This is a genomic window from Pseudomonas neustonica, from assembly GCF_003797945.1.
Lineage (GTDB): Bacteria > Pseudomonadota > Gammaproteobacteria > Pseudomonadales > Pseudomonadaceae > Halopseudomonas > Halopseudomonas neustonica.
Map to the genome: position 1 here is coordinate 369,576 of NZ_RKKU01000001.1, position 14,586 is coordinate 384,161.

Here is a 14,586-nt window from a genome sequence, read left to right on the forward strand (position 1 = left end):
CGTCTCCATATCCCTTAACGGGGAGGGTGGGTTAGGCTTCGGCGGTAATCTCAACTTGCTCTTGCTGACCCCAATCATCTGCAAGGGGCAGGGCGCTGCAGGTCTGGAACACCGGTATGCCTTGGCTATGCGCTTCGGCAATCTCTGCCAGGGTGCCTGCTGAGCACTCCCAGCCAGGGCAGAGCAATACAGCATCACAGCGCGTCATCAGCTCGAGCGTTGCAGCGAGCCAGAAGCGATCACCTATATCTGGATCAACCACATCTAGGTCGCCGGTATTGGCGTGAGGGATGATGGGAGACCAGCCCTTGCGGATAGCTGCAAGACCCACGGCACGAGCGGCCTGAATGTTGAGCGTTACGCCTGCGCGCGACTCCGCACGATACGGCCCGGCGACATACACCACCGGCATTGGTTGCTTTTTCATAGTTGGCCTATTGAGTTGGCGGCGGCAAAGCCCGCTAAGATGGCGCCCCAGAATGCGAGGAAACCCGCGGCTTCCCATAGAATCAGTCTGAGCATGGTGGCGGCCTCTGCTGGCGCTCACGCGCTCGGTGCTGGGCAACCTCTGCACCGGCTGCGACGATTACGCTGAGTGCGTGCTCTTCGTCCGGGCCGATCCAGATCAGGGTGCCGTCTTCTGGCAGGTGCATTACAAGCGAGGTGTTTTTTCCTGCCGCTTGTCTTATCTCTGCTACGGTATCGCTGATGCAGGCGCTCACCGTGCACCGCCTGCCGCTGCAGGCCTCATCATGCGACCCAGAGCCAAGCAAACCGTCTTTGACGCCATGGCTTCTCGCTCTAGCTCGCCTGCACGATGGTTTGTGGTTGCCTCTACTCGTCGCCGCTCGGTGCCAACTTCTACCGGCTGCATGACCCGCTGGCGGCTGATGTAGTTAAGATCGTTGACGGCCATTTCTTCGAGCGTGTAGAGATCTTCAAGCGTGTTTGCCTGCTCCAGCATCAGCACTCGGTAAGCCATGAATTTAAGGGCCTGGTCTTTGGTCAGCATGCTGCCTCCTGTTACACGAAATCGAAGGGGTTAAAGAAAGGGTCTTCTCGACGACCGCCGCCCTTGTGGCGAGTCAGCTTGGTACGGGGGGCGCGGTGCTGCTGTGTGTCGGGCGTGCTGTTGACCACTACGCAGCAGACCGCGAGAAACAGAATCAGCGGTGTGATGATGGCGCGGCGCATAGCCTCAGCTACCAACTGTGCCCGCCTGCTGGCGCCCAGCTTGAACATGGCGCTGTAGACGCGCTTGCGCACGCTGTCTGGTGCCAGGCCAACCTCTTTGGCGATTTGCTTGTCCGTCTTGCCCTCAGCAACGCGAAGGGTAAAGTCGAGCTCACGGGGGCTGAGCAGGCCTGTAACGCCCTGCCAATGCTCAGTTGAAAGTGTGGTCATTGCATACTCCTTGCGGCGCGCCGCACGATGAACGAACAAGCAAAAAGAACCCCGCGGTGGTTGCGGGGTTAGAGGGGGTAATTCTGGACGGGTAAAGCGGTGCTAGACGTGAGGAACGCCTGCCATCTTGCGCTGGTAGATCTCTTTGCGGTCAACGGCTACGCATTTTGGTGCAGCAGTTGCCAGCCTTACCTGGTTACCGTGCACGGCTTGAACGGTAATCTCAATTTGGTGGCCGCCTGCGCTGATGATGATGGTTTCGCCTATCTTGCGTGACAGTGTGAGCATGTCCTTCTCCTTGGTTGCCTGCTGATAATGTACCTACCCCTGCTGGCGCTGGTTTGGCTAAATCTCTGGGCTTGAGTGAAGCGGTTCACAACTCTGCCGCATTGCCAGAGCCGCAAAGAATCGAAGCCATTAGCGCTTAGCAAGCCAGCGCTCTGCGCTGGCGCGAGTTTTGAAGTTCTTGCTAGCGCTAAAACTCAGCGCTGTGAATGTTCCGTCGCGCTCCGGTACAACTCCGCGTGACAGGGTTTCGTTATTGCCTTGGTTGATAGTTTTCATCATCTTCTCCTGTTCGATTTTCCTGATGGCCCTGTTGCCAAGGCCATCGAGGAAATCTTTTCTCCATCACTCGCGTCGCCGGATTCGTATCTCTGGCCGCGTCACCTACTGGGTTCTTCGCGGCTGGCTTGAGTGACTTCGCGTGACTGCATGTGGAGTCACGGCCAGTTCCAGAGCTGGCATGGTTCGGAAATTTATTGCTCGCTCTGTGCCCTTGCGGGGATTCCGAAGCGAGGTTCCCAAGTTGTGTAAAGAACGGCGGGTCGAGCCCTGGGCCGTTTGTTGCTGGCTTGGGAGTAAATTTAGCAAACAGTAATGACGTGCGCAATAGCAAATGCTAAATAATTTACAAAAGGCACAAAAAAACCGCACAAGGCGGGCTGGGGGAGGGCACAAAAAAGCCCGCGCGGGGCGGGCTTGGGTGGTACTGCTAGGCTGCAGCCTTGAGGGCGTACTCCAGCTTCTCATCGTCACCATCGTAGATGATGATCGAGGCGATCTCTGCAAGCGCGACAGTTGCCTGCTGAATAGTGTCTTCGTCACCGTCTTCAAGAATGATCGTTCTCCGGCTTCTGTCGCCAGCGTTTCTGAGGTCGCCCATTTTTCCAATCGTTCCGTAGATGCTGCCCCAGTTTGGCTTGCCGCCGGTGCCGGACGATATAGCTTGAATAACCATTTGGTGCTCTGTCCCTTGGTCTAGAACGAAGGGGAAGTTCAGCTGGTGTCCGCTAGCGCCAGTAGCTACGAAGGAGCGCTTCACGCGCTTCTTGAACTTGCTCGCTAGGACTTTTGCCACAGTCGATTCAAACTTCGGCGCAGGAACGACCAACGCAGCATCACAAACGTCACCAATACGACAGGCTGCCTCAATGAACCGTGCGAAGAAAAAGCCAGACTCCGAGGATTTGCATGTGGCGTGCAGCTCTCCGTTCTCCGACAGATCAATGCCGCTATTGCGCGCTATACGCTCAAAGCTCCTTGCGCGGCGTTTGTCGGTTTTCAATCCGTGAGTCATCGCCGTGAAGATAATGTCGGCGTTATCGGTGATGCGGACTAGGCCGCGCCCCAGATCCTGGATGTAGGCGCCGATAAGCATTCCATCGAAAGACAGGGCTAGGGGCGACTCTACATAAAGCAAGCCGTCAGCCACTGGCTTGCAGTGAAATCCGAGCTGATTGCATGCTTGGTCGCAGTTCATAGTAGGCCCATCTGTTGTTCATCCTTGGGTGGGAGTCGGAATTCCGGCCCTCCACTAATATTGGCACGCTCCAAGAAATACCGCCAGAGAATGGCAAGGTCTGCTCGATCAACGGGCTCTGCGTAACCAGAGCAGCTTTCCGGTACAGGAATATGAAGATGGGGATGATCAGGCCGTAAGCCATAGTGTGGCAGGCCTTTGCCAACCATGTTGACGTGATTGCTGACTCCGTTCTCGTCGAGACACAGAACCCGTGCGCCGAACGCAACCAGCGCGAAGGCAACCTTGTCAGGAACGTGGGGCAAGAAGCTTTCTTTGTGAAAGACATCAACGAAAAAACCTTCTTGCGTAACGCCATTGATAGACAGCGTAGTTCTAGCACTGTGGGATTCAGGGGAGCCGCTGCCGCCTGCCCTGAATTGCCAACGAATCCCTAAGCTGCCCTGCCATACCTTCGGTAGCGCGATAGCGGACATAGCATCTGAATAGGGGATCTGGCCAGCCTTTGCCACTTTAACCTCCGTGTTTATTTTTCGCTAAACGCAACGCCAATCAAGTACAGCTCGCTCACAACTTACGCGCATTCCAAGCCAGCACGGCGCGGGCTATAGATCGGCCCACTTGGCCTCTACCACGCGCCCAACGAACCGGCAGTTCCCGTTGATAGGTATCATGCGGTAAGAGGGATTCAACGGCTTAAGGTACTTTCCGCTGGCGTCCTCAATGTACTGCTTGAAGGTAGCTTTGTTGGAGTCGGTCAGCTTGGCCACAACGAAATTGCCAGGCATTACATCAAGAGTAGGGTTGACGAGAACAAGCATCCCTTCGGGAAAACTCTTGCCTGACGACGATGTCATCGAGTCGTTAGTGACGCGAAGCCAGAACCCGAAATCGCCTGCGTCTTTCGGACTGCCTTGCCACTCTTCAGCATCGCCAGGGTGGAATTGCTCAATTATGTCGGTCCATTCCCCTGCTTGAACTTCGCTGATAACTGGGTACCTCCTGTACCTGTCCGGCTGAAAAGCCGCTACAACATTGGATTCCTGTCCGCTCTCGCCAGGCATCGCGGGCCGCGAAAGCACGCCGTCCACTAACCCTATCTTGCGCTCCATGTTTCTGGCGGCTCGCTCACCGAAGCTTCGCGCCCCAGTAAGGAGCTGAGAAATGTAGGAGGCATTCAGGTCGTACTTTTCCGCGAAATCTATCTGCGATAGATCCCCCATCAAGCGGCGCAAGGCCTCAACTCGTAATTGGTTCGTATCCATCGGTAGATGATCCATCATTTTTAGCAAAGGGTAAATTACGGTTTGCTATTGCCTGTTCCATTAGCAAACGCTAATCTATGCGCATAACGGAGGAAACCCAATGCGTACAAAACACATCGAGCTGCTTGATTGGCTCAAGTCTGCGAATGACAAATCGGTGGCCGAAACCGGCACTACGCGGGGCCATTTGCGCCAGATCGGTTACGGCAACCGACCGGCTTCGCCTGAGGTGGCGTCACGGCTTGAGCTGGTGACGAAAGGGCAAGTAACCCGCAAGCAACTGCGCCCTGACGACTGGTCTGTCATCTGGCCAGAGCTGGCCGCCGCATGACTCCCACAACACAAAGTATCCGCGAATCTTCATCGCACTATAAGTGCGCTGATAGTGCTGTGTGGGTATCCAGTAATGCTGGCCACTGAATTTCAGGCAATAAAAAACCCCGGCTTTGATGGGTGGGCGCCCGGCCGGGGCTTACTAGACGAGGTGATTATGACAACTGACTTGATGATGAGCAATAGCCAGGAGTGCACTATGCAATCCAGTGAGCTGCTGGCGCTGGTCAACCAGGCGCGTGAGAGTTATGGCGAGCGGGCTGTCCGTCGCAATGACTTTATATCCCGCTGTGAGGATGAGCTGGAAGGCGAGCACTACGAAACTTTCGTAGTGAAGAACCCGAACCAGACTGAGTCCCGCGATTTGCGGCTCAACCTTGATCAGTGCCTGTGGGTGCTGATGCGTGAATCAAAGGCTGTGCGCCGATCCGTTACTACCCGGCTCAATGAGCTACGCAACCAGCAGCGCCACATCCCCCAATCCCTTCCTGAAGCCTTACGTCTGGCTGCTGACCTGGCAGAGCAGAACAATTCACTGCGCCTTGTGGTGAAAGAGCAGGAGCCGAAGGTGCAGGCGCTTGAACGCATTGCGGACGCCAAAGGCACGCTCTGCATGACCGATGCGGCAAAACACATTGGCATGCAGCCTAAGGCGCTGATCGATTGGCTGCGTGAGAACCGCTGGATATATCGCCGCACCGGTTCTACGCGCTGGATCGCGTTTGAACCGCGCCTTTCCCAGGGCCTGCTGTGGCACAAGACGTCAGTGATTGGCGTTGGTGACGACGGCGAGCAGCGGGTTGCGTCACAGGTGCGTGTCACGCCGCGAGGTTTGGTGGTGTTGGCTCAGAAGCTGGGAGGGCGCAACTGATGGCCGGTGACTGGATCAAATTTGAAGTGGCCACTCTCGACAAGCCAGAGGTTTGCCAAATAGCCGACATGGCGGATATCGATATCGATGCCGTGGTGGGTAAGCTGCTGCGCGTGTGGGGTTGGTTCGATCAACAGACTGAAAACGGTAACGCTCCGAGCGTTACTAAAAAATTACTCAATCGTTTGGTTGGCGTTAACAACTTTTGCGAGTGCATGGTTTCCGTTGGCTGGATGGATGACGACGGAAAATCGATATCCCTGCCAAATTTCTGCCGTCATAACGGAAAAACCGCTAAAAACAGGGCGTTAACCGCTAAACGTGTTGCATCACACAAGGTTGTGACTGCCAACGCTAACGCAAAAGGTAACGCAGAGAGCGTTAGCGATCCGGTAGAAACCGCGTTACCTAAAGAAGAGAAGATATTAAACCCCTCTCTCTCGCAGGGCGCGGCGTGCGGCATGCCGTTGAAATGGGCGCCACCTGATCGCCTGCTGGCTGCCTACGCAAAAACCGCTGGCGTGCCGCTTGAGCTATTCACCACTGAGGCTATTGGCCAGTTCATCGTGCATCACAACGCCAAACGCACGATCAAGACCGAGGCTGAGTTCGTGAGCGGCCTCGTCAACTGGATTAAGCGTGACAAGGCGAACGCGCAACGCGTTGTGCCTTTCCCGAGCGGTCGCCCGCAACTCCCTGATCCGGACGATACGAGCTGGATCAAGGGGGTTGAGGTATGAAAACCATCGACGATCTAACCAAGGGCATTACCGAGAACGGGGTGCTGCCGACGCTGCCAGAGAACCGCAAGCCGGCGCGGGAGCTGACCGCTGATGACGCGAAGATTCTCAACCGTCTGTTTTCCGACCTGATGATTATTTGCCCTGCACACCACCGTGACTGGCCGGATAAGGCGACGCTAGACGCTGCAAAGCAAGAGTGGACCAAGGCGCTTGTTGAGGCTGGCGTTGTGCACAAGGAGCAGATCGACCGGGGCAAGCGTGTTTGCCGGGCGCGAACAGGCAAGGCTGCTGCGTTCCTGCCTTCGCTTGGCGAGTTTGTGGGCTGGTGCCAGTTTGAGCCGGAAGAGCTGGGCCTTCCACCACTAGAACAGGCCTACCGCGAGGCGCTGCGAAACTCTCATCCGGCATCGATAGGGAATGAGAAGTGGACACACAAGGCGGTATTTCACGCGACGCTGGCGTGTGGCCGCCACAGCCTGCTGACGCTGCCTGGGCAAACCTCGCGGCTCAAGTTTGAAAAGGCTTACCAGCAGGTTCAAAAGCAGCTGATGAGCGGCGCTGTGCTGAGTGAACCGCCACCACCAGACCAGAAGGCTTTGCCAAAGCTGGGCGACCGAGCAAAGGCGCGGTCTGCGCTCGATGCGATGCGGGCGACTTTGCAGGGGAGGTGTTGAGTATGGAATACGAGAACCTACGGGTAGCGTTTGAGGCTCAAATGCTTGAAATGTATCACCCGGTGATTGGCATCATCGATACCCCTTGGCTCAAACGCGCAGAGGGCGAGGCCGACTATGAAAACGAGTATGTGCAGGGATGCTGGGTTGGTTATCAGGTTTACCGCGCCGCACTGGTGAGGGCATTACCCAATCCGCGCTCAGAGACCTACGTCGAATATTTCCCTGACGTAGAAGGGGGTTGCTTCAACGAGGCTAAATACATCGCTGCAGTAAATGCCGCCCTCACCGCCGCCGGCATCACGGTCAAGGAGGGGGTATGAGCATGGGCGACTACTTCAATTTCTTTTACGGCGTAATAAGCGCCCTGGTGGTGGGGTTCTACATTGGCTATGGGATCGCTGCTATCCGCACAAGAAACACTCTCATGGAAGAGTTAATAAGTGCTCGCAATGAGGCTTCAAAACTCCGGCTGCTAAATCGCTTACTGCCACCAGAAGAACAGCTTAAAGGCTGTGGAAACTGCCACAAATGCTACAAGGGAAGGCCTTTATGGCCGAGTGGTCCGCTTGTGCTTGACCGGATGATCGTTTGCCCAATCTGCGGAAACAAGCGATGCCCTAAAGCCACCGATCACGAGCTTCCTTGCAGTGGCAGCAACTCTTTGGGCCAGCCAGGGAGTATCCACCAGTGACCCCAGCCAACCGGCAAGCGATTCGCCACGGCGTGAACCTGGCCACCCTGCCGGATGAGGTTGTGCAGGAGCTGTCGCAGGAGCGTGAAGACTGCCTGCAGCGTGATACCGCGGTGAAGGCGAACGCCCGCCGCCTGCTGGGCTTACGTAAGAACCGAATCCAAGTTGAACGCGAGCTGGGGTTGCTTGGCGACCTTGGCCCGGCGGTGCGGGCACAACTGAACAAGCTGATAAGCGAGGGTAAGGCGTGAGCGCAATGAAGACGGTAGGCGACGTGGTGAGCTGGTGGATTACGCGCATTGAGAATGACGGTACCCGCTCGCAGAAGTACCGGGACAGCATGGTATGCCTGATGCGTAAGCATGTGCTGCCAAGGGTAGGCAAGCTGCCACTGAAGAAGGTAGACCGTGTTTCCCTGGATGACAAGCTGATATTCCCCATGCACCAGGTGCTGGCGCCGCGCAGTGTGCAGAAGGCGTTGCAGGGGCTGCGCCAAGCGTTCGGTATGGCTGAGGGGCAGGGGCGCATTCAGGACAACCCGCTGAAGGGCACCACCTTTCGAGATTTCTACAAGGGCAAACTGCGGCCCAAGCCTGCGCGGCTGTCTCGCGTGGATCTAGCGGGGCTGGTTCGGCAGCTGGTCGACCTGTTCAAAGACGACCCCACCAAGGCGATGTTGCCGCTGATGATGCTGGCGCACGGTACCCGCATTGCGGAGACGCTGAAGGCGCGTTGGTCTCATGTGTCACTTGATGAGCGTGTGTGGGTGATACCAGAGGCCAACACCAAGAGCCGCCGCGAGCATGTGTTACCGCTAACCCCGCAAGTGTTGGCGCTGCTGGACAAGTACAGACAAGCATTGCCAGATCCACGCCTTAAGGCCGCTTGGGTGTTCTCGGTACGCGGTGGCAACTGCATGGCGGATACCAGCGCGCATGCCTTGTTCCGTGAGGTGAGTGGCCGGCAGTGGTCAAGCCATGACCTGCGCAAGCTGATGCGGTCGAGCCTGGCAGACATTGGCGTTGATCACATGGTGGGCGAACTGCTGATCAATCACACCTTGGGCGTTACCACTGAAACCTACCTGACCCGCGACATGATGGAGCGGCGCCGGGAGGCATTAGAGCGATGGCATGCGCGGCTTGATGAGTTAGGTTTTGCTGAGGCGCACGGTTCAAAAGTGGCTGTTCCTGCACTTCTTTCAAATGACGCGAAGCCAGAGGCAACGGGCCTTTGCGCGTAATCCTGTATTTCTCTGTGGGGAGGATGAAGTTATGCAGAAAACAGCTAATTCAGTGACGAGAATGCAGGCGCTGGGCAGGTTGAAGGCCGGCAAGATGAACAAGACAGAGCAGGCGTATGACCGGTACTTGGGCACGCTAAAGGCCGCGGGTGAAATCCTGTGGTACCGCTTTGAGGGAATCAAATTCAGGCTGGCAGATAGCACTTTTTACAGCCCGGATTTCTCGGTGATGCGCGCTGATGGGCTGCTCGAGCAACACGAGGTAAAAGGGTTTTGGACTGATGATGCCAGGGTGAAGATCAAAGTAGCGGCCGAGCAGTTCCCGGTGCGGTTCGTGGCTGTGAAGAAAAAGGGCAGCGGCTGGGAGCGCGAATACTTTGATTGATTGGCCGGTATGGGAGCGGGTAGAGCCTGGCCTGGATATCTGGGAAACCGACGACGGGTATCAGCGCACGATGAAGTTGGTGGGAGGTGTTGAGGTGTATTTCGTGACGGGGCCGCGTGACGGTTTGTTTGTGGGGCCAGATCCAGATCAGCTGGACCGGTGCGTGATGATTCATAGGGAGGAAGGAGAGTGAGCATAGCTAGCAAAGCCACCGGCCTGCCGGATATGTGCGGTGTGTGCAAGGGCAAGGGCACTACGCCAGGCGTGTTTCATGATCTTGATTGCACCGCTTGTGATGGCATTGGCTGGCATCCGATGGCAGAGCAAGACATCACCAGACAGCTTGGCCGCTGCCTTAGCAAGCAGCTCAGCCTGACGAAAGTTCTACAGGCGCTGGTTGAGCAACAAGATAGGCCAGTGGGTGCCGAGAGGCACTACCAATCAAGCTCGCGTGACGGCGCGCGCGGCAACTACACAGGGGATTGACCGATGATCTACAGAGACGCAGGCCATTGCATCGCACGGGTAATGTCGATCGAGACCAACGATGGCACCGCCAAGTCAGGCTGGCAGATGCGGTACCAGGCGGGATTCCCTGAAACGCGCGGTGAAGGCTCTGGCTTGAGTGCAGAGGAACGGCTAACGCAGGACGCCATGACGCGGGGAATGCTGCATAGAGAGCTGACTCGGGCGCAGTGGTTCGCGCTGGTTGCGCGGCGCAGCATCAACAACGCTGAAGTGGTGGAGGCCATCAACTGGCTGTCACACCACGCCGTCACGCCAGCGCATCACCTGTTCAGGTTGAAGGCTGTCACTGCCTGGGTGATGCCTAAGCGCGCGAATGGACAGACCGGTACTCGAAGCCTGCCGGATGCCTTCTATGTGTTACACAGCTGGGACAATGACGGCAAGCCAGAAGGGACGCTGCGGCGCTGGAAGTGCGTCACCGACAAGTGGTTGAACGAGAGTTACCGGGATGCTCATGAGGCAGTAGAGAGGCTACTGGTTGAGCATTGTTTGAAAGTAGGCGAAGCAGCGTAGAAAGTGGTTGCATGCGGTGAGCAGATGAGCGACTATTTGGTCATATTGCACGAGTTGTCACCCCAAAGCCCTGGCCTAAAACGCCGGGGCTTTTTTATGCCCGATTTACAGCGTCCCCATCGCTCCTTGCCTGACCCCATCAGGCCTTTTTATTCAAGTTTTCCAGTCATGCCACGGCGCCTTTGCTTCCAGGCGGGTTAGCTCGTGGCCGTGACTGTGGATTCGACAACTGCACTGCCAAGTCCAAGGACGGCTCACTAATGGGCCAAGCCCCGGAATCTACCACTATGAGGAATCAATCTATGAGCGAGCCGGCATCAACAGCGCTGGCTGGCTTCGGTCTAACCAAGATCGCTGGCTTCTTCTTCGGCGCTACCTTCGCGGCCATTGTCGTAATGGCCATGACCCAGCCCAAGAGCACGCGTGAGTGGGTAGTCGCCCTGATCTGTACTGTCATCGCTTCGGTATGCGGTGGCGCCTTCGTTGTGCAGTGGTTCGACCTGCACGCATGGGCAGAGGTGTGGCATGGCTCGGTCGCGCTGGCTGGCCTGCACTTCGTCTGCGGTCTGCCTGCATGGGTATTCGTGCGCGCATGGTTCGCATATGCGGATAAGCGTCAGACCATGACCCTGATCGACATGATCAAAGAGATACGTGAGGCGTTGGGTAAGTAATGGCGGGCGTTATCAAGGTCTCAGCAAAAGGCCTTGAGCTACAGGCCAAACGATACGAGCGCTTACACCAGAAGATCATACCTGCTGCCACGATCGATTCACTTAACTGGACTGCATACGACCTGCGCGACCAGTTAAAGGAAGAGATCGAAAAGGTATTCGACAGGCCTACACGTTTCACCACCAACAGCGTTGAAGTGCTTAAAGCCACGCTTAACCGACCAGCAGCAACCGTCCGGCTCAAGGATTACTCATCGAAGGCTGCTCCAGCTGCTGTTTGGTTGGCGCCCCAGGTGTATGGCGGAGACCGTCGAGAGAAGCGCAGCGAGAAGCTGCTACGAGATCGCGGCATTCTCCCCGCTGGTATGTACGTTGCGCCTGGCTCCGGAATGAAACTCGATTCAATGGGCAATGTAGGCCGCGGTCAGATGCAGAAGATTCTATCTGGTCTTGGTGCTCAGTCAGATGTGTACCAACGAAGCACGAACAGCAAGCGCAGCATCGGTAACCGCCGGCGCTTCTTTGTTATGACCAAGGGTAAGACGCCCCTTGGTATCGCTGAGCGCTTCGGTAAGCAGAGAGAGCAGGTTCGTATGGTTCTGGCATTCATTCGCAAGCCTTCCTACTCGCAGCGCTTCGACTTCTACGGCATTGCTGATCAATACATTGATGAACACTTGCCTATCAACTTTGACAAGGCATTGGCTCGCAGGCTCGGCGTAGGCGGTAGGGCAGCAGCATGACCCACCACCATGGGGGGGCAATGGGTCCTCCTGAGGGGGCGGCCCCTTGAGGGTAATTCGAACCCCGATCGTTCGCTACTTATGAGCGTTTTCCAGAGGCAGGTTGTTGTTTCCCCATGGCTAAATCCGAACCCAAGAAACAGCGCGGCTGGCTGAACAAGTCAGAGATGGCCGCGAGTCTTGGAATATCGGTGCAGGCCTTTGACAAATGGCGGGTCGAGCCGGTCGAGAGGATTGGGCGGGAAGCGTTCTACACGGCCCGGTCCGTGATCGAAAACCGCCTGGCTCACGCGGAGCGGTCACAACAACCTGAAGACGAGGAAGACGGCGGAACGGATGCAAGGCTGCAGCAGGAGCGGTTGCGGTTAACTGCGGCCCAGGCTGAAGGGCAGGAGCTCAAGAACGAGGTGACCAAGCGCAACCTGGTGCCGGTTGAGTTTGCGACCTTCTCATTGACTCGGCTTGCTGCTGAGGTGGCTTCGATACTCGATACGCTTCCTCTGACACTAAAGCGCAAACACCCGGACTTCGAGACGCGCCACATGGATACCTTGCAGCGAGAGCTAGCCAAGGCTCGCAATCTGGCCGCCTCGCTGGACGAACGATTGGACACACTACTGGATGACTATCTCGCTTCCGCAGACCTATGAGCTGAAGCGGGCGGTTCGTCGTGGGCTGGCTGCGCTATCCAAGCCTGTACCAGTAACCGCGGTGGAGTGGGCGAACCAGCATTTCTACCTGTCTAGCGAGTCGAGCTATCAGGAAGGCAAGTGGGAGACGCTGTATTACCAGATTGCCATTCTGAACAGTATGGGCAATGACGAGATCCGCACGGTTAACGTGATTAAGTCTGCCCGTGTTGGCTACTCGAAGATGCTGATTGCGGCCACTGGTTACCAAGTCGAGCACAAGCGCCGGAATATTCTGGTGCTGCTGCCCACCGATGGCGCCGCGCAAGGTTTCATGAAGTCGCAGATCGAAACGATGGTGCGCGATGTGCCGCCAGTGCTTGATCTGGCGCCGTGGTACGGATCAAAGCACCGCGATAACACACTGGATACCAAGCGTTTCACGCATGGCAAGCAGCTCTGGTGCCGTGGTGGTGCTGCTGCAAAGAACTACCGCGAGTTATCGGCCGACACGGTCATCTATGACGAGTTGGCCGCCTTTGCGCCGGATGTAGAGAAGGAAGGCAGCCCCACATTTCTGGGCGACAAGCGCACGGAAGGCTCAACCTTCCCGAAGTCGATCCGAGGATCAACGCCCAAGACCAAGGGTGAGTGTCAGATTGAAGCGGCGGCCGATGAGTCGCCGCATTTGTTTCAGCTCCACATTCCTTGCCCGCACTGCCAGCAGGAACAGGCGCTGAAGTGGGGTGGCAAAGATACAAAGTTTGGCATCAAGTGGGGCCCTGACGCCCCGCTGGACGCCTGGTATGTGTGCGAGCACACCGGCTGTGTCATTCGCCAGTTTGAGCTGCAGAGCACCCAGGATCAGGCCCGATGGATTTGCGAGAAGACCGGCATCTGGACCCGCGATGGCTACGACTTCTTCGATGGTGAAGAGCTGATCCCGACACCGGAATCAGTGACCTGGCACATCTGGACCGCTTACAGCCCGTTCACCACCTGGGGGCGGATTGTTCTCGACTTTCTCAAGGCCAAGTCAGACCCCAATAAGCTCAAGACCTTCGTGAACACCACGCTGGGCGAGACCTGGGAAGATGACCAAGGCGAAAAGGTTGACTGGGAGCAGCTGCACGCTCGCAGAGAGATATGGCAAGGGGTGGTGCCACAGGCGGCCTGTGCGCTGTTTGGTGGTATCGACACCCAAGACGACCGGTACGAGGGTCGCGTGTGGGCCGTTGGGCCTGGTGAAGAGCTGTGGCTGGTGGATCGCTGGATATTGCATGGTGACCCAGCCAGCGAAGAGCTACGCCGCAAGGTAGGCCTGCAGCTGCACAAGCTCTACAACCGCACCGATGGCGTGCCGATGAAGGTAGAGCGCTGGTGCTGGGACTCCGGCGGCCACTACACCGATGAGGTTTATCAGGAAAGCCGCAAGCACGGTGTTACCTGGGTGATCCCAATCAAAGGGGCGAGCACCTACGGCAAGCCGATTGCGAGCTTCCCCAGGACGCGCAGCAAAGCGAAGGTCTACCTCACCGAAGTGGGGACCGACAACGCCAAAGAGCTGATCTACAACCGCTTCAAGATTCAACCGCAGCCGGGTGCCAATGTGCCGGGCTGCATTCACCTGCCCGCAAATGACGACATCTGCGACGAGTCGGAGCTGAAGCAGCTCACCGCCGAAGTAAAAGTGCTGAAGATCGCAAGCGGCCGGCGGGTTTATCGGTGGGACGCCAAAGGCCGGCGCAACGAAGCACTGGACTGCCTGGTGTACGCCATGGCCGCGCTGCGGATCAGCCAGCAGCGCTTTGGCCTTGATCTGGATTCACACGTTATCGAACCCGCCCAACAGCAGGGCGAGGAAGAAGAGCGCCCGCGCGCTCGGTCAAAATATTGGAGCAGACCTTAATGGCGTACACACAGAAACAGTACGACGAGTTGCAGGCGGCGATTGCCGAAGGCGCGCTCACAGTACGCCATGCCGACAGAACTATTACTTACCGCTCCCTCGACGAGATGCAGCGCATCCTGCGTGCGATGGCAACAGATCTCGGTGTCGGCAATGCGCCTGGCACTGGTTGCGGCGCTGGGCGTCGGCTCGCCTCGTTCTCGAAGGGTTACTGAT

26 protein-coding genes are annotated in these 14,586 nt (G+C 57.0%); 17 read left to right on the top strand and 9 right to left on the bottom strand.

Translation table 11 applies throughout. From position 1 onward, the window contains the following. Nucleotides 1–31: 31 nt before the first annotated feature. From EF096_RS01765 to EF096_RS01805, 9 genes are all read right to left on the bottom strand, one after another. Nucleotides 32–427, bottom strand: coding sequence for a DUF7768 domain-containing protein (locus tag EF096_RS01765; protein ID WP_158611222.1), 396 nt, complete (start codon nt 425–427; stop codon nt 32–34). A gap of 82 nt (nt 428–509) precedes the next feature. Further along, nucleotides 510–722: a hypothetical protein gene (locus tag EF096_RS01770; protein ID WP_123887881.1), complete on the bottom strand. Its 213-nt coding sequence runs from the start codon at nt 720–722 to the stop codon at nt 510–512. Then, nucleotides 719–1,012 carry a hypothetical protein gene (locus tag EF096_RS01775; RefSeq protein ID WP_123887882.1) on the bottom strand — a complete coding sequence of 98 codons (294 nt, stop codon included), beginning with the start codon at nt 1,010–1,012 and terminating at the stop codon, nt 719–721. Before EF096_RS01775 ends, EF096_RS01770 begins: the two co-directional genes overlap by 4 nt. An 11-nt stretch (nt 1,013–1,023) precedes the next feature. After that, nucleotides 1,024–1,404: a response regulator transcription factor gene (locus EF096_RS01780; protein ID WP_123887883.1), complete on the bottom strand. Its 381-nt coding sequence runs from the start codon at nt 1,402–1,404 to the stop codon at nt 1,024–1,026. Between the two features lie 102 nt (nt 1,405–1,506). After that, nucleotides 1,507–1,692, bottom strand: a complete 186-nt coding sequence (locus EF096_RS01785) for a carbon storage regulator (protein WP_123887884.1) — start codon at nt 1,690–1,692, stop codon at nt 1,507–1,509. A gap of 129 nt (nt 1,693–1,821) precedes the next feature. Further along, on the bottom strand, nt 1,822–1,968 hold the full coding sequence (locus EF096_RS01790; RefSeq protein ID WP_123887885.1) for a DUF1391 family protein: 147 nt from the start codon (nt 1,966–1,968) through the stop codon (nt 1,822–1,824). A gap of 430 nt (nt 1,969–2,398) precedes the next feature. Beyond that, a complete protein-coding gene (locus tag EF096_RS01795; RefSeq protein WP_123887886.1) occupies nt 2,399–3,166 on the bottom strand; it encodes a DUF1828 domain-containing protein in 768 nt (255 codons plus the stop codon). Further along, a complete protein-coding gene (locus tag EF096_RS01800) occupies nt 3,163–3,471 on the bottom strand; it encodes a hypothetical protein (protein WP_123887887.1) in 309 nt (102 codons plus the stop codon). Before EF096_RS01800 ends, EF096_RS01795 begins: the two co-directional genes overlap by 4 nt. 300 nt (nt 3,472–3,771) lie before the next feature. Beyond that, on the bottom strand, nt 3,772–4,431 hold the full coding sequence (locus EF096_RS01805) for a LexA family protein (RefSeq protein ID WP_158611223.1): 660 nt from the start codon (nt 4,429–4,431) through the stop codon (nt 3,772–3,774). Nucleotides 4,432–4,531: 100 nt separating this feature from the next. Between EF096_RS01805 and EF096_RS01810 the strand changes: the two genes are divergently transcribed. From EF096_RS01810 to EF096_RS01890, 17 genes are all read left to right on the top strand, one after another. After that, on the top strand, nt 4,532–4,762 hold the full coding sequence (locus EF096_RS01810) for a transcriptional regulator (RefSeq protein WP_123887889.1): 231 nt from the start codon (nt 4,532–4,534) through the stop codon (nt 4,760–4,762). Between the two features lie 159 nt (nt 4,763–4,921). After that, complete coding sequence (locus EF096_RS01815) at nt 4,922–5,635, top strand: phage antirepressor KilAC domain-containing protein (RefSeq protein ID WP_235869593.1); 714 nt, start codon at nt 4,922–4,924, stop codon at nt 5,633–5,635. After that, nucleotides 5,635–6,375, top strand: a complete 741-nt coding sequence (locus EF096_RS01820; RefSeq protein WP_123887890.1) for a DnaT-like ssDNA-binding domain-containing protein — start codon at nt 5,635–5,637, stop codon at nt 6,373–6,375. The genes EF096_RS01815 and EF096_RS01820 overlap by 1 nt, the downstream gene beginning before the upstream one ends. Continuing rightward, nucleotides 6,372–7,052, top strand: a complete 681-nt coding sequence (locus EF096_RS01825; RefSeq protein ID WP_123887891.1) for a replication protein P — start codon at nt 6,372–6,374, stop codon at nt 7,050–7,052. Before EF096_RS01820 ends, EF096_RS01825 begins: the two co-directional genes overlap by 4 nt. A 2-nt stretch (nt 7,053–7,054) precedes the next feature. Then, nucleotides 7,055–7,375 carry a hypothetical protein gene (locus EF096_RS01830; protein ID WP_123887892.1) on the top strand — a complete coding sequence of 107 codons (321 nt, stop codon included), beginning with the start codon at nt 7,055–7,057 and terminating at the stop codon, nt 7,373–7,375. Further along, on the top strand, nt 7,372–7,746 hold the full coding sequence (locus tag EF096_RS01835) for a hypothetical protein (RefSeq protein ID WP_123887893.1): 375 nt from the start codon (nt 7,372–7,374) through the stop codon (nt 7,744–7,746). Before EF096_RS01830 ends, EF096_RS01835 begins: the two co-directional genes overlap by 4 nt. After that, nucleotides 7,743–7,997: a hypothetical protein gene (locus EF096_RS01840; protein WP_123887894.1), complete on the top strand. Its 255-nt coding sequence runs from the start codon at nt 7,743–7,745 to the stop codon at nt 7,995–7,997. Before EF096_RS01835 ends, EF096_RS01840 begins: the two co-directional genes overlap by 4 nt. A gap of 5 nt (nt 7,998–8,002) precedes the next feature. Beyond that, nucleotides 8,003–8,989 carry a tyrosine-type recombinase/integrase gene (locus EF096_RS01845; RefSeq protein WP_123887895.1) on the top strand — a complete coding sequence of 329 codons (987 nt, stop codon included), beginning with the start codon at nt 8,003–8,005 and terminating at the stop codon, nt 8,987–8,989. A gap of 31 nt (nt 8,990–9,020) precedes the next feature. Further along, the gene (locus EF096_RS01850) at nt 9,021–9,374 is read left to right on the top strand and encodes a DUF1064 domain-containing protein (RefSeq protein ID WP_123887896.1); all 354 of its coding nucleotides are present in this window, start codon (nt 9,021–9,023) and stop codon (nt 9,372–9,374) included. Continuing rightward, entirely contained in the window at nt 9,367–9,567 is a 201-nt protein-coding gene (locus tag EF096_RS01855; RefSeq protein WP_123887897.1) for a hypothetical protein, read from the top strand. The genes EF096_RS01850 and EF096_RS01855 overlap by 8 nt, the downstream gene beginning before the upstream one ends. Next, nucleotides 9,564–9,860: a hypothetical protein gene (locus EF096_RS01860; RefSeq protein ID WP_123887898.1), complete on the top strand. Its 297-nt coding sequence runs from the start codon at nt 9,564–9,566 to the stop codon at nt 9,858–9,860. The genes EF096_RS01855 and EF096_RS01860 overlap by 4 nt, the downstream gene beginning before the upstream one ends. A gap of 3 nt (nt 9,861–9,863) precedes the next feature. Continuing rightward, nucleotides 9,864–10,415 carry a hypothetical protein gene (locus EF096_RS01865; RefSeq protein ID WP_123887899.1) on the top strand — a complete coding sequence of 184 codons (552 nt, stop codon included), beginning with the start codon at nt 9,864–9,866 and terminating at the stop codon, nt 10,413–10,415. A gap of 302 nt (nt 10,416–10,717) precedes the next feature. Next, the gene (locus EF096_RS01870; protein WP_123887900.1) at nt 10,718–11,089 is read left to right on the top strand and encodes a hypothetical protein; all 372 of its coding nucleotides are present in this window, start codon (nt 10,718–10,720) and stop codon (nt 11,087–11,089) included. Further along, on the top strand, nt 11,089–11,832 hold the full coding sequence (locus EF096_RS01875; protein WP_235869594.1) for a hypothetical protein: 744 nt from the start codon (nt 11,089–11,091) through the stop codon (nt 11,830–11,832). Before EF096_RS01870 ends, EF096_RS01875 begins: the two co-directional genes overlap by 1 nt. Nucleotides 11,833–11,948: 116 nt before the next feature. Next, nucleotides 11,949–12,482: a terminase small subunit gene (locus EF096_RS01880; RefSeq protein ID WP_123887901.1), complete on the top strand. Its 534-nt coding sequence runs from the start codon at nt 11,949–11,951 to the stop codon at nt 12,480–12,482. After that, the gene (locus EF096_RS01885; RefSeq protein ID WP_123887902.1) at nt 12,454–14,370 is read left to right on the top strand and encodes a phage terminase large subunit family protein; all 1,917 of its coding nucleotides are present in this window, start codon (nt 12,454–12,456) and stop codon (nt 14,368–14,370) included. The genes EF096_RS01880 and EF096_RS01885 overlap by 29 nt, the downstream gene beginning before the upstream one ends. Then, nucleotides 14,370–14,585, top strand: a complete 216-nt coding sequence (locus EF096_RS01890) for a phage head-tail joining protein (protein WP_123887903.1) — start codon at nt 14,370–14,372, stop codon at nt 14,583–14,585. Before EF096_RS01885 ends, EF096_RS01890 begins: the two co-directional genes overlap by 1 nt. The last annotated feature ends 1 nt before the right edge of the window (nt 14,586 follow it).